We start from the raw sequence: 26,616 nt of genomic DNA, 5'->3' as shown, positions 1-26,616 counted from the left end.
GCCGGACAAGCCGTTAACTACGATCACTCGATACATAGAAAGTTGGTAGATGGCGTGAATGAACTAACGATTCTTGACAGGCGCAATCGGTTGTTTGTCAAGATCATATGGACAATGCTTGCAATCGGCATCATCGGAGACGTGGCTGCGGGCATTGTCGGTACGATGCTTTATGTGCTAATTGGTTTTGGTGCAGTTGCCTGCGGGTTAGCGACGTTTTTAACCTACAAGCGCATTGGTGTAAAGTATGTGATGTATCTGATTCCGGTATTTCTGTGTTCTCTCGTTCTACTATTGATGAAGTCGGATCCGAATCCGATATTAAGCACGTACTTGTTGTTCTATGTCGTCATCAGCTTAATGACCTTATATCAGAACTATCGTCCTATCGTATTCACTGGAGTTGTCAGCATGCTGATGACGGTGTATCTGTTCTATGATCCTTTCCTGCATGAGAAGCTGTTCACGCGGGAACCGCTTCTGTACCTGCTTATGTATCTGCTCTTCGTTACGATTGCGCTCAGCGCCTCTGCTGTGTTCAGTCAGAATTTGCAGCGCCAAGTCGTAGAGCGGGGAACGGAAGCATTGAAGTCGAAGGAGCAGGCCGTTGGACTGCTCGGCCAAATTCAGTCTTCTGTTACGATGCTTAATGAATTCAGTCATGAGCAGAAGCTGCGTGCGGAGTCGACAGGAGCAATCTCTCGCGAGGTTACGGAGACATTCGCGCAAATATCTGCTGGCATTGAGGAGCAGACGATTAGCTTGCAGCACATCGGCAGCTCTGTCGAATCTGTGGAGCGTTCAGTTAGCCACGTAGCAACTGGGACGAATCAATTGGAGCAGGTAGCAGCGATTACTCTGCAATTGGCGGAACAGGGCAGCGGTCAAATCGATACCCTTGTCGGAGAGATTGATCGGGTGAAGCGCACAGTGGAACAGACCGTACAGGTTATGGATGCTTTGAATGCACAGACTGAGCAGGTTGGTAACATCGTCAGCACAATCAGTGATATTTCTGCACAAACGAATTTACTGTCCCTGAATGCGGCGATTGAGGCGGCTCGCGCAGGCGAGCACGGCAAGGGCTTCGCAGTTGTGTCGGGAGAAGTACGCAAGCTGGCTGATCATGCGAAGAAGGCGACAGAGGATATTGCGTCGATACTGGAAGCGATACAAGCTCAGATTAGTGTCGCGGCAGAGCAAGTACAGCGCGGTCAATCTGCAGTGAAATCGAGTGTAGAGGCTACGGGGCAAGTGGAGCAGATTATGCGCACGATCACGGACAATACCGATCAGGTGAACCGTCAATCGGAAGCGATGCATGAGGCGGTTCGTGACCTCCAGACACAGTATTCCAATATGGCACAAGGTGTTGTTACGATTACGAACAGCACGGAGGAGCACATGGCCTCTGTCGAAGAGGTATTGGCGAATATGGAGCAGCAGCATATGGATATTCAGGTACTGGTCGAGGGGTATAACCGGTTGGACAAGCATGTGAGTGATTTGAAGCGTTTGTCTGAAGAAGAATAAACAAATGGAAAAAAAGGCCTATCAGAGAATACAATCTGATAGGCCTTTTCTGTATGATTAAGGGAAAGCGGCAAAGTACTAGCCTCAGCAGGCAGGTACTAAAAGCGGATTGTATAAAAAGGGGAGGTAAGAACCTATTGGACAATCAGCAGATGGGTGTTAGAAGAAAGATAAAAATAAACAATTTGTTGTATACGCTTACAAATAACTGGGCCGCAGTCGTTCAGCGAACGATGCTGCCCTACAGGGGTACCATCAGAATGACAGGAATTCTTGTTGCATGCCTGTTCGTACTGGTCGGGTGCAGTGGGGGGACTGCCCAGTCTGAATTTGCGGCACAGAGATCCCTGCTGCCTAAAGTGACAGTTGTCTTGAACAGCCTTGGCATAGGCTTTCCTGAACCGTTTACGGAGAATGACAATCCGTATTTATCCAAGATCGAAGCCAAGACGGGCCTGCGCGTAGAGATGATCATTCCCCCTTCGCATCGATATGAGGATCGTGTCGGAGTCATGATGATGTCGAATCATACGCCAGATCTGATTAGTATTGCAGATGCGAATTGGGTATCGTACTATGCCCGCAAGCAAATGCTGACGCCGCTTGACCAATTGATTACCCGATATGCGCCAAAGCTGAAGGAGCGCATACCGCCTGACATATGGGAGCAGGTGTCCTTTAACGGGCAAGTCTATGCTATCCCGAGTCTGCATGAGGGTCAAGGATTGGAAATGATGTATATTCGCAAGGATTGGCTGGATCGATTGGGGCTTACACCACCGACTACACTTGCGGAGATGATGAGTGTGATGCGCGCCTTCACTTTGCTTGATCCAGACGGCAATGGTTTACACGATACATTTGGTATCAGCTTTATCGAGGAGTTGGGGCGCACTTCTCCTTGGTTCGGCGCTTTTGGGGTACAGCTTGATCAATGGATGGAGCGTAATGGTCAATTGGTTTACTCTAATGTGCAGCCAGAGATGAAAGAAGCACTTGCCTTTATGCGAACGATGGTGCAGGAGGGACTCGCTGATCCGCTCTTCCCGATTCAAACGCAGCGTGGTATAGAGAAGCAGGTAATCGATGGAAAGCTGGGGCTGTTCACAGGGACGTGGTACGATACCCGCAGCGTATTGGAGAAGAGCAAGGCCCGAGATTCGCGGGCAGAATGGATTTCGATTCCCTTCCCCAAGGGGCCGGGTGGAAGCGGGACCTACGCCTTGCCGCCAGTCCGTAGCTATCAGGTTATACCTGCTTCCAGCTCGCACGCGGTAGAAGTGCTGCAACTGCTTAACTATATTGCCGGAGAGGGACGTGATACGCTCAAGCTGGGAATCGAAGGAGAGGTATGGAGGTGGGAAAATGGGAAGCGTGTAACCGATATGGAACGTCATACTCAGCATCATTATCGCGGACTTTATGCCAATTTGGCAGATATTCCAGATGAGGCTTATACCCAATCCCGGCTTGACTCACTAGGTGTTGGATACCGTCTGTACGATAATCTTCGCTTTGCTTCCATAAATGCACGAACAAGTGCTTTCCGTTCCTTGCCCACACCAGCTATGACTCGATATGCTCCGCTTTTGCTGAAAAAGAATGACATGCTCATCGACATCATACTTGGCAATCGACCGTTGGAAGACTTCGAGAGGTATGTATCGGAATGGATGGATGAAGGCGGACGAGAAATGACGAAAGAAGCCAATGACTGGTATCACTTTAGCTGGAATCAGATGAACAATCAGAGCCAGCCCTACAATGGGCATTCTGGGCGTAATCAAGAAGGCGGGAGGTAACTGCGACTATGCTGAAATATGTACGCAATCAAATTCGTCAGCGGATCCAGTGGCGCCTGACCATTTATTTCGTGCTAATTCTTATTCCCTTGCTGCTGACCGGATGGTTCTCCAACAAGCGTTCTCAGGAGCTGCTGTTATCCGAAACGACCGCTCGTACAGAAAGTGCGATGCATGCGCTAATGGACAACATTGAGCTCGTGCTGCAGAACGTGGAAGAGCTGTCCGCAATGTTATCAACCGATACGGAGATGAACGAGGCGCTTACGCACGCCAAGCGGGAGCTGAAGGGGAATGATATCATGGCTTTCGCGGACATGAAGCATAAGCTGTCCAACTTCTTGTCGATTCATCCAATGTTCTCACAAATTGCCGTATATCACGACCATTCCAATTCGGTGATTTCCACACTGCATGGTGTGCTGCCCGTTGATCGCGCAAATGACCGCATTTGGCTGCGCCAGTTGCTGAATGGAATGGGAACAGGCATCGTATTCATCCAACCGGATGAACGAATCGGAGCGGGAAAGCCGTTCGGGCAGGCATTCGGCGCAGATAGTCTGGCGGTTGTGCGGGCGATGGATATTTACAACCCGAACCGGGAACGGCATGCACTGATTATTAGCTTGAACATGGCGCGCTTACAGCAATATATACGTTCTGTTACACCCTCGCCGCAGGCCGAACTTCATCTGTATACGGCAGATGGGAAATGGGTAACAGGGACGGCTGAACGCCCCCAGTCGTATCAAGATTACATGAGCCGCGCGGAAGCAAGCGATCATGTGCTGATCCAAGCTGCCTCGCCTTACTACGGATGGACGCTTACACTGTCTCAGCCCAAAAAGAAGCTGTTCGCACAGTCCTATCAACTGGAATATTACGCCGTGTTCATGATCGTACTAAGCATTGTGCTGGCGCTGGTCATGGCTTACAGCATCTATACGAGCATTGCGGCTCCTATGCGGAAGCTTGCTCGCGGCATGAGAGCAATTACGATTGGCAAACTAGATGTCAGGCTGAACTCAAATCGGCAGGATGAATTCGGTCTCGTCACGGACTTATTCAATCACATGGCATCGCAGCAGCAACACCTCATTCATGATCACTACGAACAGAGCCTGCGGCTAGCCAATACAGAATTGAAGCTGCTTCAATCTCAAATTCATCCTCACTTTTTATATAACACACTAGATTCGATATATTGGATGGCTCAGCACGCAGAGGCGGAGGATATTTCCGAGATGGTGCTTCATTTGTCGCGGTTTTTCAGATTAAGCCTAAGCAAAGGCAGAGATGTACTCACTGTTAAGGAATGTCTGGAGCATTTGCATGCTTATATACGTATTCAGCAAATCCGTTTTATGGATCTATTCCGCATCGAGTATGAAGTCGAACCGCAAGCAGAAGGAATTCCCCTTGTGAAGCTGCTTGTGCAGCCGGTCGTGGAAAATGCAATCATCCATGGGTTGGAGAAATCATCACAAGCAGAGGAGATGCTGCTGCGGATTGCGGTGCGTGTCGAAGAAAAAGAAGGGGGACGATGCCTCATCATTGCCATTATCGATTCGGGAACCGGTATGACAGAGGACGTAAGCTTGCGTTTGCAAGCGGAGCTGTCTGCTGTATTGCGGGAGCCGACAGAGCAGGGGCTAAAGGTGAGCAATCAAGCAGGGTCTGGATACGGGCTCCGCAATGTTGCGGCACGAATGCGCCTAAATTACGGGCCTCGAGCGCATATCCATATTTCCAGCGTACCGGGGGAAGGAACAACCGTAACGCTCGTTCTCCCTTTGTCAGAGCCGTACAAGAGTAGAGCCGGAGTTTGGACAGAAGCAGCAGGTTAATCAGGCATTACGGCTAGGCTATGTTGAATTATCGAATTCACGATCAATTGATACTAGATAGATCACCATGTTTCGCACTCGGTATGGAAGGAGGAAGCAAGAGATGAATTTATTAATTGTAGAGGATGAACTGCGGCTTCGTCATAGCTTGACTGAACTGATATCTTGGGAGCGGGCAGGCATCACAGAAGTGACGGCAGCGGCTACGGCAGAGGAAGGGAAGCGCTGGATGCAGTTGAAGCGGCCGGACATTATGCTGGTGGACATCCAATTGCCGGACGGAGATGGCTTATCCTTGGTAAGGCAAGCGCTGGAATGGAATGCCGAGGTAAAAGCGGTGGTGCTCAGCGGCCATGATCATTTCCCATACGCTCAAGAAGCGCTATCTATGGGCGTGAAGCATTATTTGCTGAAGCCGGCGGGTCAGGATGCTATCCTGCAGGCGGTTGCGAGTGCTGTCTCTGAGCGGCGTCAGGATATTCAGCGCAAGCATGATTATGACATGCTGCGCCAGCAATGGAACAGCCACCTGCCGGTGTTGCGTCAGCGCATATTGCGGCAAGGGATGGAGGGGAGCTTGTCGACAGCGGCATTTATGGAACGCATGGCAGAGCTCGGCGTCGTTTTAAAGAACAATGAACGCTACGTCGTGATGGTGATCGATCCCGATCCCTATCCAGAGGAACGGGTACAAGCATTCGGCGGGGATCGCGGATTGATGCATTTTGCGGTTGGCCAAGTTGTGGAGGAGGCGATGACGGGAATAGAGTATGGTTCTATACATATTTGTCGTGAGGCAGGCAGGCCGCTGGCCCTCTTATTTCGTTACCCATCTGTATCTGGCCCTGAACCTGAGGACGGCGGCAGTAGCATTATGACAGAAGCTGCGCAATCGACGGCCAGCCTTGGCGGGATGTCAGACGGAGATATGATGATTGGGATTCATGCGCTGGCAGGCAAGATGCTGGAATATATTAAGACTTCCTTAAAGCTGACAGCCAGTGCCGGCATTAGTTCGGGGTGTGGAGGGCTCGTTGATGTACCGCGGCTATATAAGGAAGCGGAGTTTGCGCTTAGTCAGAGATTTGTTCATGGGGGCGATATTGTAATTCCGTACCGCAATCATAGAATTGCTGCTCAGGGAAAATCCTCATCCGTCGCGATCTGTAGCGAGCAATGGGAACGTGATTTAGACATCGCTTGGAACACGGCGGAAGAACAGCTTGCCATGGAGCAGGCAGAGGCTTGGATCACGGCGGTATGCGCCATTCCAGAGGCAGAGGCGTTCAAGGAACAGACGATGTATCTGCAATCGTGGATCATGATCTGGCTGCGCAAGCAGGGCTGGTCGATGTCGGAAGTTATGGGAGAGGATGCAAGATGGTTCCGTCATACAGCTGAACTGCGGACAAAGCAGGAATGGAGTGAGTGGATACGGCGTGTTATGCGGCGAATGAGTATGGAAGCCAGTATGGTGCGCAGGCGCAGCGGAAATCGCTTGGTCGCGGAGGTGAAGGAACTGATCGAAAGCGAGCTTCACACCGAGCTGACTTTGCAGGACGTGGCCGATCGGCTGTATATCAATGCTTCATATCTGAGCAGGCTGTTCAAGCAGGAGATGGATCAGCCCTTTTCTTCCTATTTGCTTACGCGCCGTATGGAGAGAGCGAAGGAGGCGCTATTTCAAGGGGAGAGGGTCTATCAAGCGGCGGAAGCGGCAGGTTTCCGCGATGTGAGCTACTTTACGAAGGTGTTCCGCAAATATTGGGGAGTTACGCCTAGTGATTGGAAACGGGGATAAAGGTGTGTAGTTAGCTGCTCTTGCCCTGCGCTTGGAAATCATTTTACCAGAAGAAGTCATGGCTCTCCCGTGTTCGAATGAGGATGGATACCGTAGGCTAGAAGCAGATACAGCAAAGAATGCATGCCAAGTGTTCATGCCACAGAAAGGATGGGAGCTATGGATAGGCTGGAATTGGACAATGCTCCTCGCTCGTCTTCGCGATCGTACAGGCGGAAGCTGTGGAGCGACATTCGAAAGGATTGGGACTTATACATTGCGCTTTTGCCTGGAATCGCCTTTCTTCTCCTGTTCAAGTACACACCAATGTATGGCGTCGTGATTGCTTTTCAGGATTTCAACATTTTTAGCGGGATTGAGGAGAGTCCTTGGGCAGGATTCGCGCATTTCGAACGGTTGTTTCAATCGCCGAAGTTTGCACAGGTGTTCTGGAATACGATCGTAATCTCGGTTCTGAAAATCGTACTTCTCTTTCCACTGCCGATTGTGCTTGCGATCCTGCTGAATGAGTTGACGAAAATGTGGTTCAAGCGCCCGGTACAAACGATTATATACATGCCGCACTTCCTGTCTTGGGTTATCGTGAGCGGGCTGTTCATGGATCTGCTGTCTATCAATGGGGGGCTTGTGAACCGGATGATCGAATGGCTGGGAGGAGAGCCGATCAAGTTCTTCCTCGACAACAGTGTCTTCCGCTGGCTGCTCGTCGGAACGGCAGGGTGGAAAGAAGCGGGCTGGGGCACCATCGTATATTTGGCTGCGTTAAGCTCTATTGATCCGCAACTGTATGAAGCAGCGAAGATCGATGGGGCGAACAAGTTCAAGCAGATTTTGCATATTACGCTGCCAGGGCTCGTTCCCGTCATTTTGCTGATGTTCATCCTGCGGCTAGGCAATATTTTGGAGGCCGGAACGGAGCAAATTCTCGTCATGTACAATCCTGTCGTTTACAACGTGTCGGATGTCATAGGCACCTATGTATATCGCACAGGCTTAGGCGAGCAGAATTACAGCTTCTCTGCCGCTGTGGGGCTGTTCGAATCTATCGTTGGCTTCGTATTGATCATTGGCGGGAATTATTTGAGCCGCCGCTTCCTGAATCGAGGAATCTGGTAAAGAAGAAGCTGGTTAGCATAGAAGCGGCTGCAGATGATCAAAAACTCCAAATTCTGTGGGGTTGAATGGTCGACTTATCACACTATTGAACATGAATGCATGAAGAAAGGAGGTTTGGCATAAAGTGAGACATTCATTGACTGCGGGAAGAAGAACGGGAAGCGCAATTCGTATGTCGGTCGGAGAACGAATCTTCCATGTGCTGAACTATCTCTTTTTTGCCCTTATCTCTTGGACGACATTGTTCCCGTTTCTTAATTTGCTTGCCAAGTCGCTCAGCAGTGAGGAGGCGGTCATGTCAGGGAGTGTATCCTTATTCCCGGTAGACATTCAGTTCGGTACGTACTTATATGTATTGAACGACTCTCAATTTATGAATGCCTTTCTCGTATCAGTCACGATTACGGTAGCGGGCACAGCTATGGGTCTGCTCATGACTGCATTAGCTGCTTACCCCTTGTCTAAGCCTCGCCTGCGCGGACGCAAGTTCTTCATTTTGATGTATGTCTTCACGATGCTGTTCAGCGGCGGCCTTATTCCCACGTATTTGCTGATGCAGCGGCTGAACTTGATTGATACGCTGTGGGTGCTCTTTTTGCCGAGCATGATTAGCGTGTTCAATATGCTTATTATTAAAAATTACTTTGAATCGCTGCCTGATGAACTTGAGGAATCCGCCAAAATGGATGGGGCCTCTAATCTGACGATTTTATTTCGCATTACCGTTCCATTATCATTGCCGGTATTCGCAACCATTGCGCTTTTTTTTGCAGTGGGTTTCTGGAATGATTATTTTGCCTCGATGATCTACATCAACACCGCAGAACTGAAGCCGCTGCAATTATACTTGAAGGAGCTGCTTGCACATTCCAATATTACGTATCAGGATGGCGGCCATGTGACCAACATTGATGCTGTCATGAATACGACGCCTCAGGCCATTCAGGCTGCTTCGATTCTTGTCGCTACTTTGCCTATCTTGCTTGTGTATCCGTTTCTGCAGAAGTATTTCGTGAAAGGGGTACTGATCGGTTCTGTAAAAGGGTGACGCCATGAAGAAATTGCGGGGGATATCAAAAAGAGTGGAGGTATGTTCATGCAACAGAAAAAGATTTGGTTCTCGATTATTTCAATCGTTATGGTATTATCGCTTCTTGGCTGTAACAGCGGGGGATCAGGGAAAGGTGCGGAAGAAGGGGAAGGAGGCAAGCAACTGCGACAGCTGATGCAGTTCGATCGCTTTGAGCCGAACGGTGATCCGGTCGCCCTATACTTGAAGGAGAAGACAGGATATACGGTCAAGTATGAGATGCTTCCGGCGGAGAATGCAGACGAGAAGCTGAACCTGCTCATGGCAAATAAGGAATCTTATGATGTAATGAAGCTGGCGTCAGCTCAATATTATCAGCTTGTATCGTCCGGTGCGCTAGAGCCGCTGGATGATCTGATCGAGAAGTACGGAATAAACATGAAGCAGGTGATCAGCAAGGAATCCTGGGACGGCGCCCGCTATGACGGCAAAATTTACGCAATTCCTGAAACGGGCGGAGGCGGAACCTCATCCAATGCCCTCGTAGTTCGTCAGGATTGGCTGGATGAGCTGGGCTTGAAGATGCCAACGAATTTAGATGAGCTGGTAACGGTGCTGCGCGCATTTAAGGAAAAAAGAATGTGATACCCCTGACAGGGGGCAAGGTTCCTGTACATCCTGACATCGCAAGTGTATTTGGCTTAACGACACCATGGCTGGAGCGGGATGGTAAAATCATTCATGCTGTAGAGACTCCGGAGATGAAGGAATACTTGAAGTTTATGAATACACTGTACAAAGAGGGACTTATTGACTCGGAGTGGGGCATTAATACGGCGGACAAATCGATAGAGAAGATGGCTAGCGGCAAGGCTGCGATGTACAGTCCGGGATGGTGGATTGCACCGAACCTGGAGAATGCCGTTGCAAAGAACTTCCCAAATGCGAAGCTTGCGATCGTGCCTGTATTGAAGGACAAATCAGGTAAGGCGCGCGTTGGAACGCCGGGCAATACAATTAATTACTACATTGCAATTCCGAAGTTCGCGAAGCATAAGGAAGATGCGATAAAGTGGCTCGACATGAAGTTCGACAAGGATATTTTTAAAGGCATTGCCATTGGTGAGGAAGGAGTGCACCACAAGTATGAGAACGGATCTTACTCGCCTGTTATGCCTAAGTTCTCGGATGAGCGCACAAATGCAAGCGCCTTCTTGACGGGAGTAGATGAGAAGAACTATCCGATTTATTGGCAGGCTAGATTGAAGAAGAACCCATTCGTAGAAAGCTATTTCAACACATTCCAAAAAATGCGGAGGGCTTGCTGGTCTCCGATCCGCTTGGCTCGGCACCTCCACTGCCGGATATTTCGAAAAACGTACAGCGCTTGAACAAATATCAAGAAGATACGTTCATTAATTATATTAGCGGAACGGAATCGCTCGACAATTATGACCAGTTCCTTGCGGAATGGCATGCACAGGGTGGCGCGGATATGGTGAAGGCAGCAAATGAGTGGTATGCGAAGCGTTAAACATGAAAACTGAGACCTGTGTACACAAGCAAAGGGGATGGCCCGAGATTCAAGGGCCATCCCCTTTTATGGTTGGGGAAGCTTATTACTGTGTCCTCACGATGTGAACGAGAATTCGATGGGGAAGGAAGTTCATCGACCGAAGAAGTGATTTCATTCATTGAAGGAAAATGGATTAATACATGAATCAAAGAAATACAAAGAAAACGAGAGATCGTAAATGTTGCGATTCGCCCGTTTTTTTGATGTTCCACGGAAGCGAAATCGCCGCCCAAGGCTGAATTTGGCCGAATACGGCGGCCTGGGGGCTGGGCTGTTGCACAAAATCCCAGCTTTGGTACATATAAGAACAAATATCGCCACTGAAAAAGATAGAAACTATTCCATTTTTTTGTTGGGCAGTGTTATACTTTATTTACAATACTTTGAATTTCTTAAGTGAATCCGAGGTGAAATACAGCTATGAAAAATAGAAATGTAACAGGTATTGTATTGGCCATAATTTATTGTATTGTCCTTTTTGTGATTTTAACTGATGCACCCCCTGGTGAAGCTCCAAATAATCCGCTATGGGTATACTCAATGATTCCACTTGGAGCTGTTGTAATTACCTTCCTCTTTGATTATGTCATCAAGTTCGATTTGTTCGATTTCTTCAGAAAAAGAAAGAATGAAAAAGAATGAATGGAGGAAAAAATGATAGAATCAAAAATTGCCAAAACATTTTTTGCAGGAGTTCTGCTCTCTACATCCATTTCAATTCCAGCCTTCGCTCAGGATCGGGAAAATTTACAATCTCCACTGCCAGTATCACAAATAGATCAAGCTAAAAGCCTCTTAGACTTAGTTGAAAGCACAACCAGTAATTCTGTCACTTTTACAGATGGTTCTACATTATTTCAATACGACAATTACTATATTGCAACAGATTCAAATGGAAAAGAAGAGTTGAAAATCACAAAAGTAGATGATAATAAAGTAAAGTATGAAAACCTGCAAACCGGACAAGTGAATTATGCAATTAAAGAAGTTGAACCCATTCAAGAAGAAAATGGTTTTTTTGCTGATGCACAGATAGCAGCAGATGGTTTTGAATATAAAGGAGCAGAAAAGAATTCGACTGAGATAGAATATGCCACTGCCTCTGCAATAGCAGGTGTACTTGCTTCTTTTATAGGCGGACCTGTAGGTGGAAAAATATTAGGAGTACTTGTAAGTGTTGGTGGTTATTATCTTTCTCTGGAGGCAAAGAGAGCCTATTGGATAACAAAAACATACACTAAAGAAGATAGGCCAAGTGATTATTATGCGATTTTAACCATTAGGAAAGACCACCACTATTATAAATATCATGATTATACTGAATTTATTGATACTGCTTCGACAATTCAGGTTTGCCAACCTTATCGTTGTGGTCCAGTCGAAGAATATAATTAATAAAGAGGTTGGCTGGCCTTCTGGGGACTCGGATGAAGATAATAAAAGATAAGACCACCATAAGTATCAAAAAGAAACTCTAGTCCATAACTGCCTCTTTTTCCCAATTTAAGCCAATAATATCAAAATTATTTAAATAAAAGAACCCTCCAAAACTTGAATTCTGGAGGGTTCTTTTATTTATGTCATTAGGTTGATTAAGTCCTGGTTCCTATGCTGCGGGAAGAACCGATGCGATTCTTCCTTGGCTGCTTATACAGGTCTTGTAGAAGGCCATTGCAGTACAATGCCGAGCTGCTTGAGCTGCTGCTGGTATGCGGCAAGGTGCTGCGCGTCACTTCTTACAGCACGCGGCAATATTCCTTGATTCAGCGCATATGCAGCCAAGGCGCCGGCAGCTTCCCCAATGTTCCATTCGACCGGATGCAAGCGATAGCAGCCGTTGGTAATATGAGTAGTGCCGATATTTTTGCAGGCTGGTATCAGATTGTTCATGCGAACCGGGAGCAAGCTGCCCAATGGTATTTGGAACGGTAAAGAAGAAATATCGATATAGTTGTCGCCTCCGGTTGAAGGATGGAGGTCAATTCGATAACAGCCAATGCCTACGGAATCAGCGAAAATTTCAGCGGTCTTATCGGGGCGGCAATCAGTAGCAACATGCTGCTCCAATACGGTGAACTCCGCCTGTATTCTTCGGGATTCCCGGACATAGGGATACATTGCAAATCCATCTGCCGTGCCGGCGATGTCGGGCCGCAATCGCAGCCCAGGATAGCCTGCGCCTCCGTCTGGGCGAGGCGCCTCTGTTTGCACCCAGTACAGTAATGACAGACTAAGCTGCTTTGCATCGAATAGATGGCGCTGCTTCTCTTCTTCGCTGACATCAATAATCGAGCCAAGCCAGTAATCATTTTGCGGCCAATTGATGACGGACACTGGCGTTGGAAGCACTCCTGAAGATACATCGAACAGGGAAGGATCCGTAGTTTGCCGATAGTGGAATAGCGGAAACTTCCCTTTTTCCCAAAAGAGGGAATAGGTGATCGGCTCCAGCGTTGTTGGCTTGACCGCAGTCCAGCTTAACAAGCGATCCGGCCAGAACGAAGGTCGATATTGGCTCCAGAAATCATAGCGTTCCGGTTTTGGAATTGTATAATCTTCATCCTTCATGTAATCAACAGCGAAGCAGTAGGTGAAGCCTTGCATATTTTGCGGCTGAGGATCCCCGGATACAGCATGCGGCTCATCCGTATCACGCTGGGATTCTGCACCCGTAACGTATTCTGTGCCTGAGAGAGCGAGCAGATCCCCACACTCGGTTGCATCAAGGAAGTAGGAACCTGTCAGGTGAATGGAGTTGCCTTCCGCATCTTGAACGGTTACTGCTGCGATGCGGTCGCCATCAACTTCTGCACTCGTAGCCTGGCATTGTGTAATCATCGTGAGCTGCCCATTGTGCACATAAGGGAACAGCATCGATTCCAATACGAACAGCGCGATACGCGGATCGTGGCAGAGACGGCTTACGAGGCCGCTCCCAGGATTCAGCTCCGGATTCAACCGCGCCTTCATAGATAGGGGTAGATACTCCCGATAGTAGCGACGTATTTCGTTGCGTAATTGTCTGTACGTCTGCGTGCAGCCGAACTGCTCTATCCACGGATGCTCGTCTGGCGGGACAAGCTGACTTGTCAATTGACCGCCGATACGGCTGGTTTCTTCCGTAAGAATGACTGTCTTGCCTAAACGGCAAGCAGAGAGCGCAGCTGCACAGCCTCCCATGCTTCCTCCAATGATAATGAGGTCGGCATGCTTCTCGTATTTCGGTGAGGGTGACATTCGATCAGCTCCTTCGAAATATTTTCCAATTATTATTTACACCATTTAGTATAGGGAAGAAACAATACCTATCCCATATAATTTGATTGCTATTGTTGGTAGTTTGAATACTTTTTGACACGATAGATGCTTAGGAATGGGATAGGAGCAAGATATGCATAAGAATGGATAAACCCTATATAGGTAAGGGAAAGAAGCACGGAGATTGATACTGGTCGATACAAGAAGACACGCTACGCGAGAAGAGGTGGGTGCTCGCAAGCGTGTCTATTTCGGGGGGATTTTGTCATGCCATATAGAATTCGTAATTATGCCATTACTGCTTAATGCGTTGCTCGGTTTTCGCTGTAATATCTTTCTTTTCTTTCAAGTATTGTTCTACGACTTCATATAGGGTAACGCCAGTGTCCAGTGACTTCTTATCTTTGAACATGGCATAACCGTCGCCTCCGGCGATTAAGAAGTCATTCGTAGCTACACGGTACGTTTTGTCAGCCTCTACTGCCTTGTTGCCAACCTTCACGTCTGATACGCGGCTTCCTTTTGGCTTTTTAATATCGAAGGAGAAGGACAAGCCAGCAACTTGCGGGAAGCGGCCAGAGCCGGCATCAATTTCACTAACGCCATTTTCCAAGGCTGCTACCAACTCACTGCCTTTCACTTCAATTACGGCCAACGTGTTCGGGAATGGCAACACATCATACAGGTTGCGCTTCGTAATGTCGCCCTTCCTAATCGTTGTGCGAATACCGCCTGAGTTCGTAATAGCGAGATCCGCCTCGAAACCAGGCATGGTACGTGTGCGAGAGAGCATCGCATCGGCAACCAGGTTGCCCATAATCGTTTCCTGCTTCCGTACTCTGGTGCGATCGCCGTCAAGGTCTACGCTTGCAGTAGCGATTTTTTCATTCAACAGGGTGTCGGTTTCTTTCTTCAATGATTCTACAATCGCGGCCACTTCTGAATCTGGCTTTGTAGCTTCATCGTACTTGATCAGTCCGCCTGAAAAATGAACCAGATCCTTGCCATGGTAGTAGAGATCGACTCGGCCAAGCGACTTGGCGTATTCCCAGTCTTGTACAATATACGTGCCGTTGACGAGTTCAGGCTGATCAACCGGTGTATGCGTATGTCCGCCTACGATGATATCGATGCCTGGAACCTGCTTGGCCATTTCGCGGTCATAAGACAGCCCGGTATGACAGAGGACGATGACATGGTCAGCTTCTTTGCGGAGTTTCGGCACCCATTCCTTCGCAACTTCAATCGGATCCTTGAACGTCAAGCCTTTGACGTTGTCTGGGTGAGTGACAATCGGCGTGTCCGCGGTTACTAGGCCAAGGATGGCGAATTTCTTATCTCCGAACTGCTTCATGACGTACGGCTGCAGCAGGTTCTTGCCTTGTGCGTCGAATACGTTCGCAGCAAGGACAGGGAATTTGAATATTTTGGTCAACCTTGCAAGCTGTTCGTAGCCGAAATCGTATTCATGGTTGCCGGAAGCCATGAAGTCATATCCAAGCGCATTTGCCAGCTTTGTCGCGGTTTCCCCTTTGGACAGGTTCACGTATATCGTACCTTGGATCATATCCCCAGCATCAAGCACCATGGAATTCGGGTTTTCCGCGCGCAGTTCCTTCATTAAGGTGGCCAGCTTGGCATAGCCCATTTCCTTGGCCTTGGCGTCTTCCAGCATATGTCCGTGCGTATCGTTCGTATGTCCAATCGTAATATGCGTGGTAATGGCATTACCGAGGGCTGTAAAGAACGCTTCGCGTGTTACGGTATCACCGGATACCTCCAAGTTCAGTCCCGCCTTCTTCGCTAAAGCTTGAAGAGCAGCGGCATTTGCCGGATGGTGAAGCTCCTTCCACAGCACTGCATCAACGACGTTTTGCTGCTTTGCCCAAGTGAGCGCTTTGGATGCCCAGCCCTTGATAGCGGGGTCAACTGTTTTGACTTCCCTTTCTTTGTCCTGTACACGTGCAATCATCGCGACTGCTTCAACGAGCGTAATGGGACGATCGAGTGCGAGACCGTCATTCGACCCGGTTATGTAGCTCTTCGACTGCATCCAATCCACATGATTAATCGGATTCAATGGTGCTGCGAATAATGATCCAGCAAATAGGGCGCTGATCAATGTGGTCAGAACTGCTGCTGTACCTAGCTTTTTCTTGTTCATAACGGACCTCCATGCTTGCTCCATATTTGAAATGTCTATGTAATAGATATGAGATATATAGGTATCGTAGGATATGGGGGTTGGGAGATTATTAACTGCAACATAAGAATTTGTAAATTTCAGCTGCTTGACTATGCGAGAGGCAGAAAATGAAAACCGCCTCCACCCTTGTGAAGGATGTGGCGGTTCTTGTAGGAGTCCGAAAAAATCAAGCCGTAGCTTAGAACGTAACTTATAGCTCGTCAAAACCGTTGTCGTCTCCCACCTTGCCATAAGTTCGGGACTTCGCTTCGAAGAAATCTGTCTTCGTCGCATTCAAGGCTTCATCTGAGAATGGCTTAATCCAAGGCATACAGTTCACGTCTACGCCTTCATACAGTTTCTCCATGCCAAGCAAGTTCAAGCGGCGGTTCGCGATATGCTTAATGTAATCCGACAGCTCCCGCAGATCAATGCCGCGAACCTGCTTAAGGGTGTAATGCGCCCAGTTCGTTTCCAATTGTACGGCACGGTCGATCGTATTGTATACGAATTGGCGGTTCGCATCGGTGTTCAGCTCTGGGAAGTCTGCAAGCAGTTGCTTGAATACCTCGCCGAAGAAGTAGCAGTGCTGGTTCTCATCACGCTGAATGTACGAAATCATTTGGCTTGTCGCCATCATCTTCTGATCTCGGGCCAAATTATAGAAGAAAGCGAACGTGCTATAGAAGAAAACTCCTTCCAGAATCAAATCCGCAACGAGCGCTTCAAAGAACGTCTGCGGTGTCGGATTATCCCGGAATGTTTGATAAATGTCGGCAATGAATCGGTTCCGTTCGAGTAGCACGCGGTCATGCTTCCAATATTCGAAAATGTCCTTCTGTTCTTGCTCCGACACAAGCGAGGACAGCACATAGGAATAGGATTGATTGTGTACGACCTCTTGCTGTGCAATGATAGCCGAGATGGCCTCAAGCGAGGAGTCCGTAAAATAGTTCTTCACATCACCAACGAACATGGTTTGCATGGAATCGAGCACAGCTAGAAGCGAGATATTAATTTTGAACGCATGCTTCTCTTGCTCATCCAGCAGCGGAAATTGCTGAGCATCCTTAGCCATTGGAATTTCATCTGCAATCCAATGATTTTGCAGAAGCACTTTGTACAATTTATACATATGCGGCATACGGATATCGTCCCAGTTCAATATACCGGAGCATTCCCCTAAAATAATACGAGTAGACTTGTTCGGTGCTTCTGTATTGAAGATGAGCTGACGACTCAGCTCGCGATCTAACAATGTCATGAGACTCTTCCTTTCTATACTCCCTATTTCCCATGCACTTTCTATGAAACTAAACCATTTATGGCGAATCTGTCAGGCAGTAAGCAGGCGCATGTTGCAATTGTACTTACTGCCTTTCCAGATCTTATGTTCTTATTTCGGTACCAGTGCCTAGCCATGGACAGGTAGGCGTTCTGATGATGAGTTATTCATTTAAGAGAGCTTAACCTCAACGTTTCTTATTATGAGCTGCAAGCCTCGCATTCTTCGACCGTCAATGCTTGGCTGCGTACGTAATACGTAGATTTCAGTCCTGCCTTCCACGCATGAAGATGCAGCGATAGAAATTCTACTGCGCGAATATCGGGACGCACATACAAGTTAAAGCTTTGCGCTTGATCGATATGCCGCTGGCGAGCAGCGGCCATTCGAATCGACCAGTTCTGGTCAAGTCGGAAAGCTGTCTTATAATACCAGATCGTTTTCTCCGATAGATCTGGAGCGGGGTTCGCGATTTTGTAGGTCGTCTTCTCTTCATAGCTGAGCAGATCATAGACCGGATCAATGCTGGCCGTAGAGCCGGCAATAATGGAAGTTGAGCCGTTCGGTGCTACCGCCATCAGCCACGCATTGCGCATGCCGTTCGCCTGTACCTGTGCAGCCAGCTCACGCCATTGCTCGGTCGTTACGAATTTGCCTTCTCGGGTGCCCGTCGTATATTCCCGTTCGGAGAAATAGCGGCCGTTCTCCCATTCTGATTGGGCAAAGAGCGGGTATGCTCCTTTTTCCTTTGCAAGCTTCATGCTGGCTTGAATTGCCAAGTAGTTGATCTTCTCATAGAGAGTGTCATTATACTGTACAGCCTCTTCGGATTCCCATGCGATGCCTTCTAAGGCCAACAGATGATGCAAGCCGAAGGTGCCAAGGCCAATGGCGCGATAGCGTCGATTCGTATGCTGCGCTTGCAGCACTTCGATTCGATTGATGTCGATGACATTGTCGAGCATGCGAACTTGTATCGGAATAAGCCGCTCTAGGACATCGGCGCGCACTGCGCGTGCCAGATGAATGGAATTCAAGTTGCAGACGACGAAATCGCCAGGAAGCTTGCTAATAATAATGCGGGACTGTCCATCCTGCGTGGTCAGCTCCTCTTGTTCGATCAGAGTAGGCGACATGTTTTGCATAATTTCCGTACACAGATTGGAGCTATAAATCATGCCATGCGCCTTGTTCGGATTGGCGCGGTTAGCCGCATCCTTGTAGAACATGTAAGGTGTGCCGGTCTCTAGCTGAGATTTGAGGATGCGCTTCATAATGTCAATCGCTGGCAGTGTAATGCGCGGCAGGCTTGGGTTCGCGACTGCTTCGGCATACTTATCGCGGAACTGTCCTTGACCACGCAGTTCATCATAGAAATCCTCTAAGCCGAGAGAGCGCCCCTTCTCGTCCTTCCAGCCCATGATTTTCTTCACTTCATGCGGGCAGAACAGATGCCAGTCATCCCGATTCTCAACTGCCTCCATGAACAGATCCGGCAAGCACACGCCATGGAAAATGTCATGGGCCCGCATGCGTTCGTCCCCGTTGTTCAGCTTCAAGTCGAGAAAGGAGAGAATGTCCTTGTGGAAGACGTCCAAGTATACTGCGATAGCGCCTTTGCGCGTACCTAATTGATCGACGCTGACGGCGGTATTGTTCAACTGGCGAATCCAAGGGATAACGCCTGAGCTCGTATTTTTATGTCCGCGAATATCGGAGCCGCGGGCGCGAATTTTCCCTAGATATACGCCGATGCCGCCACCCATCTTGCTCAGGCGGGCAACGTCGGTGTTCGATTCAAAAATCCCCTCGAGTGAGTCATCCACCGTGTCAATGAAGCAACTGGACAACTGGCCGGCAACCTTCTTCCCGGCATTCGCCATGGTCGGTGTAGCGGCGGTCATATAGAGATTGGCCATCGCCCAGTAGGCTTCCTTCGCCAGCTCTGCCCGGCGCTCTGCAGGCTCCTTATGCATCAGATACATGGCAATGATCATGTAGCGCTCCTGCGGCAATTCCATCGTACGGCCCTCGAAGTCAGTTGCGAGATATCGTTCTGCTAATGTCAGCAGGCCGATGTAGTCAAAGATTTGATCATATTCCGCTTGAATGGATTGACCAAGCTCTCGAATCTGTTCAGGCGTATATGCCTCAAGCAATTCCTGACGGTAGATGCCAAGATCGCATAGGCGAGTAATAAGCTTGTAGAAATCCCCATAGGGCTTATCTGGATAAGCCTTATAGTTGCGATGGAGGGCAGCTTCCTTATAGAGCTTCGTTAATAAGGAATGTGCAGCAACGAACTTCCAGTCTGGCTCCTCCTTCGTCACCAACTCTAATGCCGTCATGATGCTCGCTTGGATAATATCAGAAGCCTGTACGCTGCTGCTGCGCAGCTTGGATAATACGCCGCGGTGCCACCGATCCCGGTCAAGCTGGGGGTATGGTGCCATCATTCTCTCGCCATAGCGCATGATGCGGTTAGCATCGAATGCCAAGGAGCGGTTGTTAGGTTTATGAACAGTATGGACGATAGGTGTTGTCGTCTGCATTCGTAAATATTCCTCCTCGAATATCGATTTGGGATGGAGCCTCGCTATATGTGTCGGAATCGCGCAAAAGGGAAGCTTCTCGTCGAGTGCTAAGTATGTATCCAACATAAAGGGTGTTGGCAAAACGCCTGAAATGGAGCACTCTTCTGTTCGAGCGCATAAGAACAACGCGTGCGCCAGACAAGGACGCACACCTTCATCAATCTCGATCTTCCGACATGGCTTAGACAAGTTGCCATTTATCCAGCGATTCGTGAATCGGCTCTAAAAACGAACCTCGAATACAGCGCAAGGGTTGTCTTGTGTGGCTGTCTTCGAGGTTGTTTGCACTTTCCTGCTTATCATATCAATTTCTTAATAATCACAACATGTAGATATTCTTACGTAAATATACTACAACATATTGGGCAAGTAAATAGGCTTAAGGTGATAATTGTCACGGTTTGCGAGGTGCGAGAATGGCGGTTTTCCTTATTAGCAGGCTTGTCCAAGGGATGAAGGCGGGGGATAAAAAATTTTTTGAGGTACGAGATCATGCCGAAAAAAGAAGGATAAGATAGGCGGCTATTCTATGGAAGTTAGGGCGCTGAATGTCCTTGTACAGTGGACAATTCTTGATCGCGAACGATGTCGAATGCAGGAAGGATAGGGGGCAGCAGCCAGATATATTACATCGAATTTCGTATGTACTGGCTGCATGTACGCATGGGAAGGAAAGTGTGCCCAGCATTCCATGTTTCCATGTGCATTTCACATTTTGCCACTTATCCGATCACGAAGTAGAAGAGCACTCGATATAAAATACATATAGAAATTTCCTTAAATTTATTTTGCAGGATGTCGATTTGCAGGAAGTCTCCAGCTCTCGCATGCGGAGCCGAACCTCCTGAAAGTCGAACATGCGAGCGGCAAAATACTCGAAAGTAGGGTTGCCGTAATCGCTTAACCCGATAGAAGACAAGTTGGTAAGCGCTTGCAATGTCAAGCGTCGAATTCGCTGCTCTGTTGCACGGACATCCCGCTTGAGATGCTCTCCCGCAGCTTGGCCGCGCAATGTGATTTGTTCATAAATCGTTTTGAGCGGAGGCAAATCTTGAAGGATCTGTTGCTCCTGCTCTTGAGTTTTGAGCCAGCTCACAATCCGAATCATATCCGAAGCCCCTGCTTCGCCAACAACGCCAAGCTGCAGGAGTAGGGATCTCGCTCGCTGCTCGATAAGCTTCTCTTGATGTACAGGAGCGTACTCCTGCTGAGCATGCAGGGCTCCCGTTCCTAGTACCTCGAGGGAGCGAAGCGAATTTCGAATGGACTTCATGGATTTCTCGAGCAGCAAATGGTCGGATACCCGTCTAAGGACAGCCAGCACCTCTAAGCGGTTGATCGGCTTTTGAATAAAAGTATCAACCCCTTGCTGGTAAGCTTCTCCGATCATTTCCTTATTTTCAACCTGAGAAATCATGATGAATCGACCGTTGTAATCATTCTCCCGCAGCGACTTTACCGTTTCAATTCCATCGCGGCCTGGCATTAACAGGTCAATGATAACGATATCCGCATGGCTAATATCCGCCGGCGATACATAGGAACCATCGTCGGCTTCGCCGACTACTTCGCCAAGACCACTTTCACCAATGATGCGTATTAGCATTTTCCGAACGGCAGGGTCGTCTTCAACCAGATAAAATTTTAACAAAACGAACATCCTCCCTTCAAGTTAAACGCTCTACAGGAATTCGAATGTGAAAACAAGTGTACCCAGGTGCACTGGTCACGTCAATGTCGCCCTTGAACAGTTGGACGATGTCAGTGGCGTGTGATAGGCCGATGCCTGTAGAAGAGTTTCCCTCGGCATCGAACTTGGTCGTATATCCGGGATGGAAGATCAGCTCCAGATCGTCTGCTGAGATGCCCGGCCCATTATCGACGACAGCGAACAGGATGGAATCATCCTGAAGATCAACCTGTAGGTCGATTTTCCCATCATGCGGGATCGCCTCAACGGCATTGGATACGATGTTGTTCAGCACAGAGAGAAGCGGGTAGATCTCGGTGGTAGACAGATTGATGTTGCAACAGTGGCCCCATTGAATTTGCTTTCCGAGCAGCAGGCTGTAATTGGTATTGGCTCTTACGACCATGGCGCATAGCTCCGTGATCTGGATACGTTTGGAGAGCATGCGCTCCTGATGAATGATTTTAAATAGGCCAGACAGGATACGCTCGGAATCCTTTTTAAGCTCATGTACATGCTTGGCGATCTGCAGAGCTTGTGTTGCATCTGGATAAAGCCTCTGCTTGAGCGATTGATACAGTTGGTAGCTCTCACGCGTAATTTCTTCAATATGGGACATCGATTTGCGGAGATAGAACGCTTCTTCGAACAAATCCGAATTAATCATCATTAGGCGTTCCAGCTCCAACCGACGCTGCTCGGCCTGTGCCCGCACTTGCCGAATCGCAAGCATATTGCACATACCTACGGCAAAGAAGCTGCGCAGCAGCCCGACAAGAATAATAAGCAGACCTTCATGATAGCTCATGCTGGCTGGAGCGCCGGAGGCAATGCGAACGATCAGTTCTGCCACATTGGATGCCATATCTGCAAGCGCGCCGTACAAAGCAACCTTAACATGATACTCTACATTCGCCTTGATTTTGAGCAGCGAGATGATGGCTGCGAATGTGACATAGTAGAAAAATACGGGCATATGCTGTGTAAATCCGGTGAGGACAGGGGTGTCATACAGCAGTAATCCAAGTGAAATCCGGAATAATACAACGAATGCCCCTACTGAGATACCCGTGGCAAGCACGGGTACCGAAAACAACAGCAATCCGAAAAAATAAGCCATAATGCCGAGTGAAAATCGAAAATCATCGCCGAACGGGGTGATCTTCATTTCACCGAGCAGTCCCGTGGACAATAAAATGATGCTCCAAATAAGCAGCCTTTGGTCGCGCAAGCTGATAAGAACGGCTCCTTTCCGTTTTCGTCGACGAAAATAGGGTCAAGACATCTTCTCTTCTATCGTACCGGAAAAGGGAGTATTTTGTCTCCTAAATTATCCATTTTCAGGTGTGCTTATTTTCGAGTCTGCGTGAAGCAAGGGAAAGCAGGTAATTAACGACAAAATACAACAGGGCTGCAAATAGGAATGTCGGAATAACGTAATTAATATTGTGCCCGTTAATAATTTGGACGTGATTCATGAGCTCTGGCAGGGCAATAACGACAGCTAGTGAAGTGTCCTTCAAGAGTGAAATGAATTGGCTGACGATTGGCGGCACCATCCGTCGAAGTGCGATAGGGAGTACGATATGCCACAGCGTTTGCGTCTTCGTCAGTCCAGAGGAGCGTCCTGCTTCAATGAGCCCTTTTTCAACCGAGTTCAGTCCTCCGCGCACGATTTCGGAGATCATGGCCGATTCAAAAATAACGAGCGCGACTACGGCCGCGGTGAACTTATCGAGCTTGATTCCAATTTGCGGTAGCGCAAAATAAATAAAAAAGATAATCAGAAGCAGCGGCAGATTGCGGATGGTTTCTACCAGCACAGCGAATAATTTGCCGAGAAAGGGCACTTTGGCATAGCGAACAGTACCGACCAATACGCTGATAATAAAACTGATAGCGATGGACAGCAAAGCGACCTCGATGGTGATGAGGAATCCCTTCAGCAAAAATTGCAAATTGGCAGAGGATAGCGCCCCGATGAAATCCATTATGCCCGCACTCCTTTCACAGGTTGATACTTATGCTCAAGGTAACGAATGCCGAAGCTGAGCGGAACGGTAAGCAGCAAATAAAATAATCCGGCAAACATGTAGGTGCTGAATGTGTCGAATGTGTCAGAGTTAATAAGATCTGCCTGATACATTAAGTCCGATGCCGATAATACCGTAAGAATCGACGAATTTTTCACCAAATTCAAAAATTGGTTGCCCAGCGGGGGAATGACGACCTTGACGGCTTGAGGCAGGATGACATGCCACATTGCTTGAACATAGGTGAGTCCGGAAGAACGGGCTGCCTCCATTTGACCTTTAGGTATAGCCTGAATGCCTGCGCGAATGACCTCTGCGATAAAGGCGGAAGTATATACGGTCAGTGCTGTGAGCCCTGCCGCGAATGGTACGAGGACAGCCCCGGTTAGAAGAGGAAGGGCGATCAGCGTAAAAAATGCGATGAGCATAAGCGGGATATTGCGGAAAAATTCAACATAAATCGCGCTAATCCATTGCAGCGGCTTGAAGGGAGTGATGCGGAATACGGCAATAATTGCGCCGAGGATAAAGCTTGCCACGAGCGAAATCAGGCTGGCGGCCAGTGTGCCCCCTAGCCCGGCCAGGTAGCGATCCAAATGCTCGCTAAGAATCGAAAAGTTAATAACCATACATGTTCCTCCCTCGTTTATCGTCTTTTGGATTTTGGAATCAAAAAGAGGAGACGAGCAGCCCAGCGCTTATCCCCTCAACTCAGTCGTACGAACATGTCGCCTGTTAATTTGGCTTTTTGCCGATCCATTTTTCAACATTTTTTCGTATTCCCCGTTTTCCTTCAGCTCTTTCAAGGTATCGTTGACCGCTTTGATGAACTCTGTGTCGCCCTTGCGGATGCCGATGCCATAAGGCTCTTCTGTAAATGTCTCATCCAAGACGCGGAAGTTGTTGTCCTGCTTGGCCATGCCGTACAGGAGCGCATTGTCGGTCGTCAACGCGGAGCCTTGCTTCGCCTTCAGGGCTGTAAATGCTTCTGCATAGTTTTCAAATTCGAGGATTTGAGCGTCAGGTGCAGATTCGCGGATGTTTTTGGCGGATGTTGAGCCTTTGGCAGTGAGCACCTTGGAATCCTTGGTCAAATCCTTAATGGAGTTGATAGGGCTGTCAGCAGGGACAAGCAGGGATTGGCCGGCAGTGAAATATACATCGGAAAAATCAATCTCCTTTTTGCGCTCATCGGTAATGGTCATCGTGGCGATAATGAAGTCAATGTCTCCGTTTTTCAGCATCGGAATGCGAGTTTTGGATGTGACCTCCATGAACTCAATCGCATCTTCGTCGCCCAGCACCTTTTTCGCAATTTGCTTTGCGATGTCGATGTCCAAGCCTTGCACTTTGCCGGTAGCAGGGTCTTTCAGGCCGAAGAGATTTAGGTCGTACTTAACGCCGGCAATAACCTTCCCTCTACTTTTAATTTTGGCGAGTGTTCCTTCGCCTTCAGAGGCTTGATTGCCGCATGCGGATAAAGCGCTTACAACAAATGCGGCTACTATTGCCATGCTCATCAGTTTCATCCAACGTTTCATGTGACACGCTCCTTTTCATAGTTTAAAAAAGTCCAAAAGGTTCGAAGGGTCATCGGGTTTGACAGCGGAGAAATCATGTGCATGTGCAGTGTAGGGTGATAGTTCCCTATCGCTTAGTGGTTCAAAATCCGGCTGAGGAATGCCTGGGCACGCTCTTCACGCGGCTTGGTAAAAAAGGCGGTCGGCTCTGCTTCCTCGACAATTCGCCCTTGATCCATGAACACGACGCGATCGGCTACCTCTTTGGCGAAGCCCATCTCGTGAGTGACGACAACCATTGTCATGCCTTCCTTCGCAAGTGTCCGCATTACGTCAAGCACCTCGCCGATTGTCTCGGGATCCAATGCTGATGTAGGCTCATCGAACAGCATAATTTTAGGCTTCATTGCAAGGCCTCTTGCAATAGCAACACGCTGCTGCTGTCCGCCAGACAATTGGGCAGGGTAGGAATTGGCTTTATCGGCAATGCCTACTTTGGCCAAATAAAGTCTCGCCGCTTCCTCCGCTTCCTGCTTGGACATGCCGGCTACCTTCATAGGTGCAAGCGTAATGTTTTGCAGCACCGTTTTATGGGGATACAGGTTGAAATGCTGGAATACCATGCCGATATTTCGGCGCAGTCGATTAATGTCAGTGGATTTGTCATTTACGCGTATACCGTCGACGATCAGCTCGCCATCGGTAATGGTTTCGAGTCGATTAATGCAGCGAACCATCGTGCTTTTCCCCGAGCCGCTTGGTCCGATGACGACGACGACTTCGCCTTGATTGATCGTTAAATTAATGTCCTTGAGTACATGAAAGCTGCCGTAATGCTTGTTGATTTGATGAAAATGGATCATGGTTTTCCTCCTTTCGCCGCCTAGCGGAATCGGTATAGCAATCAGCTTAATAGAGAAATCACCGAAAATGACCGAATCCGACAAAATTGATGCAAAAAATTTTTGAAGTTAATTTATTTGTTCTGCATGAAAATGGGGGGAGGGGCGACGTTTTCCGCGATATAATCTATTTGCGTAGGGATGCCTAAATTTCCCTTTTTGCGTTTTGCGGTTGACAAACTAGAAGTGCCCGTAATACATTGTATGAGGAAAACCAAACCAAGCTTTGTTAGGTGAGGCTCCTATACGAACAGAGGCCACTGCCCAGAAATATCGAGAGATGCCCATGGGTAGAACAGGAATTGTCGGATTAAGGCTTTTCTTAAGGTGGCTAAGGGATGTAACCTTTACGTTGTATAGTGCTGAAGCTCGACGAGGAGGGCTAGAACGGTATAGGCAATATCCCAGTTCTTTATTTGCGCATGCGTAACCCTTCGGCGAGCC

20 protein-coding genes, 1 pseudogene and 1 riboswitch are annotated in these 26,616 nt (G+C 48.4%); of the genes and pseudogenes, 11 read left to right on the top strand and 10 right to left on the bottom strand.

Annotated features, from left to right (window positions below):
• Nucleotides 1-54 precede the first annotated feature (54 nt).
• From PAV_RS03550 to PAV_RS03505, 11 genes are all read left to right on the top strand, one after another.
• On the top strand, nt 55-1,533 hold the full coding sequence (locus PAV_RS03550) for a methyl-accepting chemotaxis protein (RefSeq protein ID WP_040734922.1): 1,479 nt from the start codon (nt 55-57) through the stop codon (nt 1,531-1,533).
• Between the two features lie 137 nt (nt 1,534-1,670).
• Nucleotides 1,671-3,335: an extracellular solute-binding protein gene (locus PAV_RS03545; protein ID WP_005543583.1), complete on the top strand. Its 1,665-nt coding sequence runs from the start codon at nt 1,671-1,673 to the stop codon at nt 3,333-3,335.
• 8 nt (nt 3,336-3,343) lie between these two features.
• Complete coding sequence (locus tag PAV_RS03540) at nt 3,344-5,182, top strand: cache domain-containing sensor histidine kinase (RefSeq protein WP_005543581.1); 1,839 nt, start codon at nt 3,344-3,346, stop codon at nt 5,180-5,182.
• Between the two features lie 103 nt (nt 5,183-5,285).
• The gene (locus PAV_RS03535; RefSeq protein ID WP_005543579.1) at nt 5,286-6,983 is read left to right on the top strand and encodes a response regulator transcription factor; all 1,698 of its coding nucleotides are present in this window, start codon (nt 5,286-5,288) and stop codon (nt 6,981-6,983) included.
• A 159-nt stretch (nt 6,984-7,142) separates the two neighbouring features.
• Nucleotides 7,143-8,099 carry an ABC transporter permease gene (locus PAV_RS03530; RefSeq protein ID WP_005543576.1) on the top strand — a complete coding sequence of 319 codons (957 nt, stop codon included), beginning with the start codon at nt 7,143-7,145 and terminating at the stop codon, nt 8,097-8,099.
• A 172-nt stretch (nt 8,100-8,271) separates the two neighbouring features.
• Nucleotides 8,272-9,147 (top strand): carbohydrate ABC transporter permease, encoded by an 876-nt coding sequence (locus PAV_RS03525; protein WP_051135074.1) that lies wholly within the window; start codon nt 8,272-8,274, stop codon nt 9,145-9,147.
• A 48-nt stretch (nt 9,148-9,195) separates the two neighbouring features.
• Nucleotides 9,196-9,774 (top strand): extracellular solute-binding protein, encoded by a 579-nt coding sequence (locus PAV_RS36790; protein WP_005543573.1) that lies wholly within the window; start codon nt 9,196-9,198, stop codon nt 9,772-9,774.
• Complete coding sequence (locus PAV_RS03520; protein WP_005543571.1) at nt 9,771-10,520, top strand: extracellular solute-binding protein; 750 nt, start codon at nt 9,771-9,773, stop codon at nt 10,518-10,520. The genes PAV_RS36790 and PAV_RS03520 overlap by 4 nt, the downstream gene beginning before the upstream one ends.
• A complete protein-coding gene (locus PAV_RS35825) occupies nt 10,517-10,663 on the top strand; it encodes a hypothetical protein (RefSeq protein ID WP_238555731.1) in 147 nt (48 codons plus the stop codon). Before PAV_RS03520 ends, PAV_RS35825 begins: the two co-directional genes overlap by 4 nt.
• Nucleotides 10,664-11,125: 462 nt before the next feature.
• Nucleotides 11,126-11,347 carry a hypothetical protein gene (locus PAV_RS03510; protein WP_005543568.1) on the top strand — a complete coding sequence of 74 codons (222 nt, stop codon included), beginning with the start codon at nt 11,126-11,128 and terminating at the stop codon, nt 11,345-11,347.
• A 12-nt stretch (nt 11,348-11,359) separates the two neighbouring features.
• The gene (locus PAV_RS03505) at nt 11,360-12,100 is read left to right on the top strand and encodes a hypothetical protein (protein ID WP_005543567.1); all 741 of its coding nucleotides are present in this window, start codon (nt 11,360-11,362) and stop codon (nt 12,098-12,100) included.
• A gap of 252 nt (nt 12,101-12,352) precedes the next feature.
• Here PAV_RS03505 and PAV_RS03500 read toward each other — a convergent pair whose 3' ends face one another.
• The 10 genes and pseudogenes from PAV_RS03500 to PAV_RS03455 form a co-directional block, all read right to left on the bottom strand.
• Nucleotides 12,353-13,942, bottom strand: coding sequence for an FAD-dependent oxidoreductase (locus tag PAV_RS03500; protein WP_005543566.1), 1,590 nt, complete (start codon nt 13,940-13,942; stop codon nt 12,353-12,355).
• Between the two features lie 316 nt (nt 13,943-14,258).
• Entirely contained in the window at nt 14,259-16,127 is a 1,869-nt protein-coding gene (locus PAV_RS03495; RefSeq protein ID WP_005543565.1) for a bifunctional metallophosphatase/5'-nucleotidase, read from the bottom strand.
• Between the two features lie 232 nt (nt 16,128-16,359).
• Entirely contained in the window at nt 16,360-17,391 is a 1,032-nt protein-coding gene (locus tag PAV_RS03490; RefSeq protein WP_193372981.1) for a ribonucleotide-diphosphate reductase subunit beta, read from the bottom strand.
• A gap of 242 nt (nt 17,392-17,633) precedes the next feature.
• Entirely contained in the window at nt 17,634-19,985 is a 2,352-nt protein-coding gene (locus PAV_RS03485) for a ribonucleoside-diphosphate reductase subunit alpha (protein WP_005543563.1), read from the bottom strand.
• Between the two features lie 772 nt (nt 19,986-20,757).
• The gene (locus PAV_RS03480; RefSeq protein WP_005543561.1) at nt 20,758-21,678 is read right to left on the bottom strand and encodes a response regulator; all 921 of its coding nucleotides are present in this window, start codon (nt 21,676-21,678) and stop codon (nt 20,758-20,760) included.
• A gap of 16 nt (nt 21,679-21,694) precedes the next feature.
• Nucleotides 21,695-22,948, bottom strand: a complete 1,254-nt coding sequence (locus PAV_RS03475; RefSeq protein WP_005543559.1) for an ATP-binding protein — start codon at nt 22,946-22,948, stop codon at nt 21,695-21,697.
• 109 nt (nt 22,949-23,057) lie between these two features.
• Entirely contained in the window at nt 23,058-23,708 is a 651-nt protein-coding gene (locus tag PAV_RS03470; RefSeq protein ID WP_005543558.1) for an amino acid ABC transporter permease, read from the bottom strand.
• Entirely contained in the window at nt 23,708-24,379 is a 672-nt protein-coding gene (locus PAV_RS03465; RefSeq protein ID WP_005543557.1) for an amino acid ABC transporter permease, read from the bottom strand. Before PAV_RS03465 ends, PAV_RS03470 begins: the two co-directional genes overlap by 1 nt.
• 106 nt (nt 24,380-24,485) lie before the next feature.
• Nucleotides 24,486-25,291: pseudogene (locus tag PAV_RS03460) on the bottom strand (transporter substrate-binding domain-containing protein).
• Nucleotides 25,292-25,404: 113 nt separating this feature from the next.
• Nucleotides 25,405-26,133: an amino acid ABC transporter ATP-binding protein gene (locus PAV_RS03455; RefSeq protein WP_005543555.1), complete on the bottom strand. Its 729-nt coding sequence runs from the start codon at nt 26,131-26,133 to the stop codon at nt 25,405-25,407.
• Between the two features lie 257 nt (nt 26,134-26,390).
• Nucleotides 26,391-26,560, top strand: a riboswitch (M-box (ykoK) riboswitch).
• The last annotated feature ends 56 nt before the right edge of the window (nt 26,561-26,616 follow it).

It is taken from the genome of Paenibacillus alvei DSM 29, from assembly GCF_000293805.1.
GTDB lineage: Bacteria > Bacillota > Bacilli > Paenibacillales > Paenibacillaceae > Paenibacillus_B > Paenibacillus_B alvei.
This window is presented reverse-complemented; position numbering and strand designations above follow the sequence as displayed.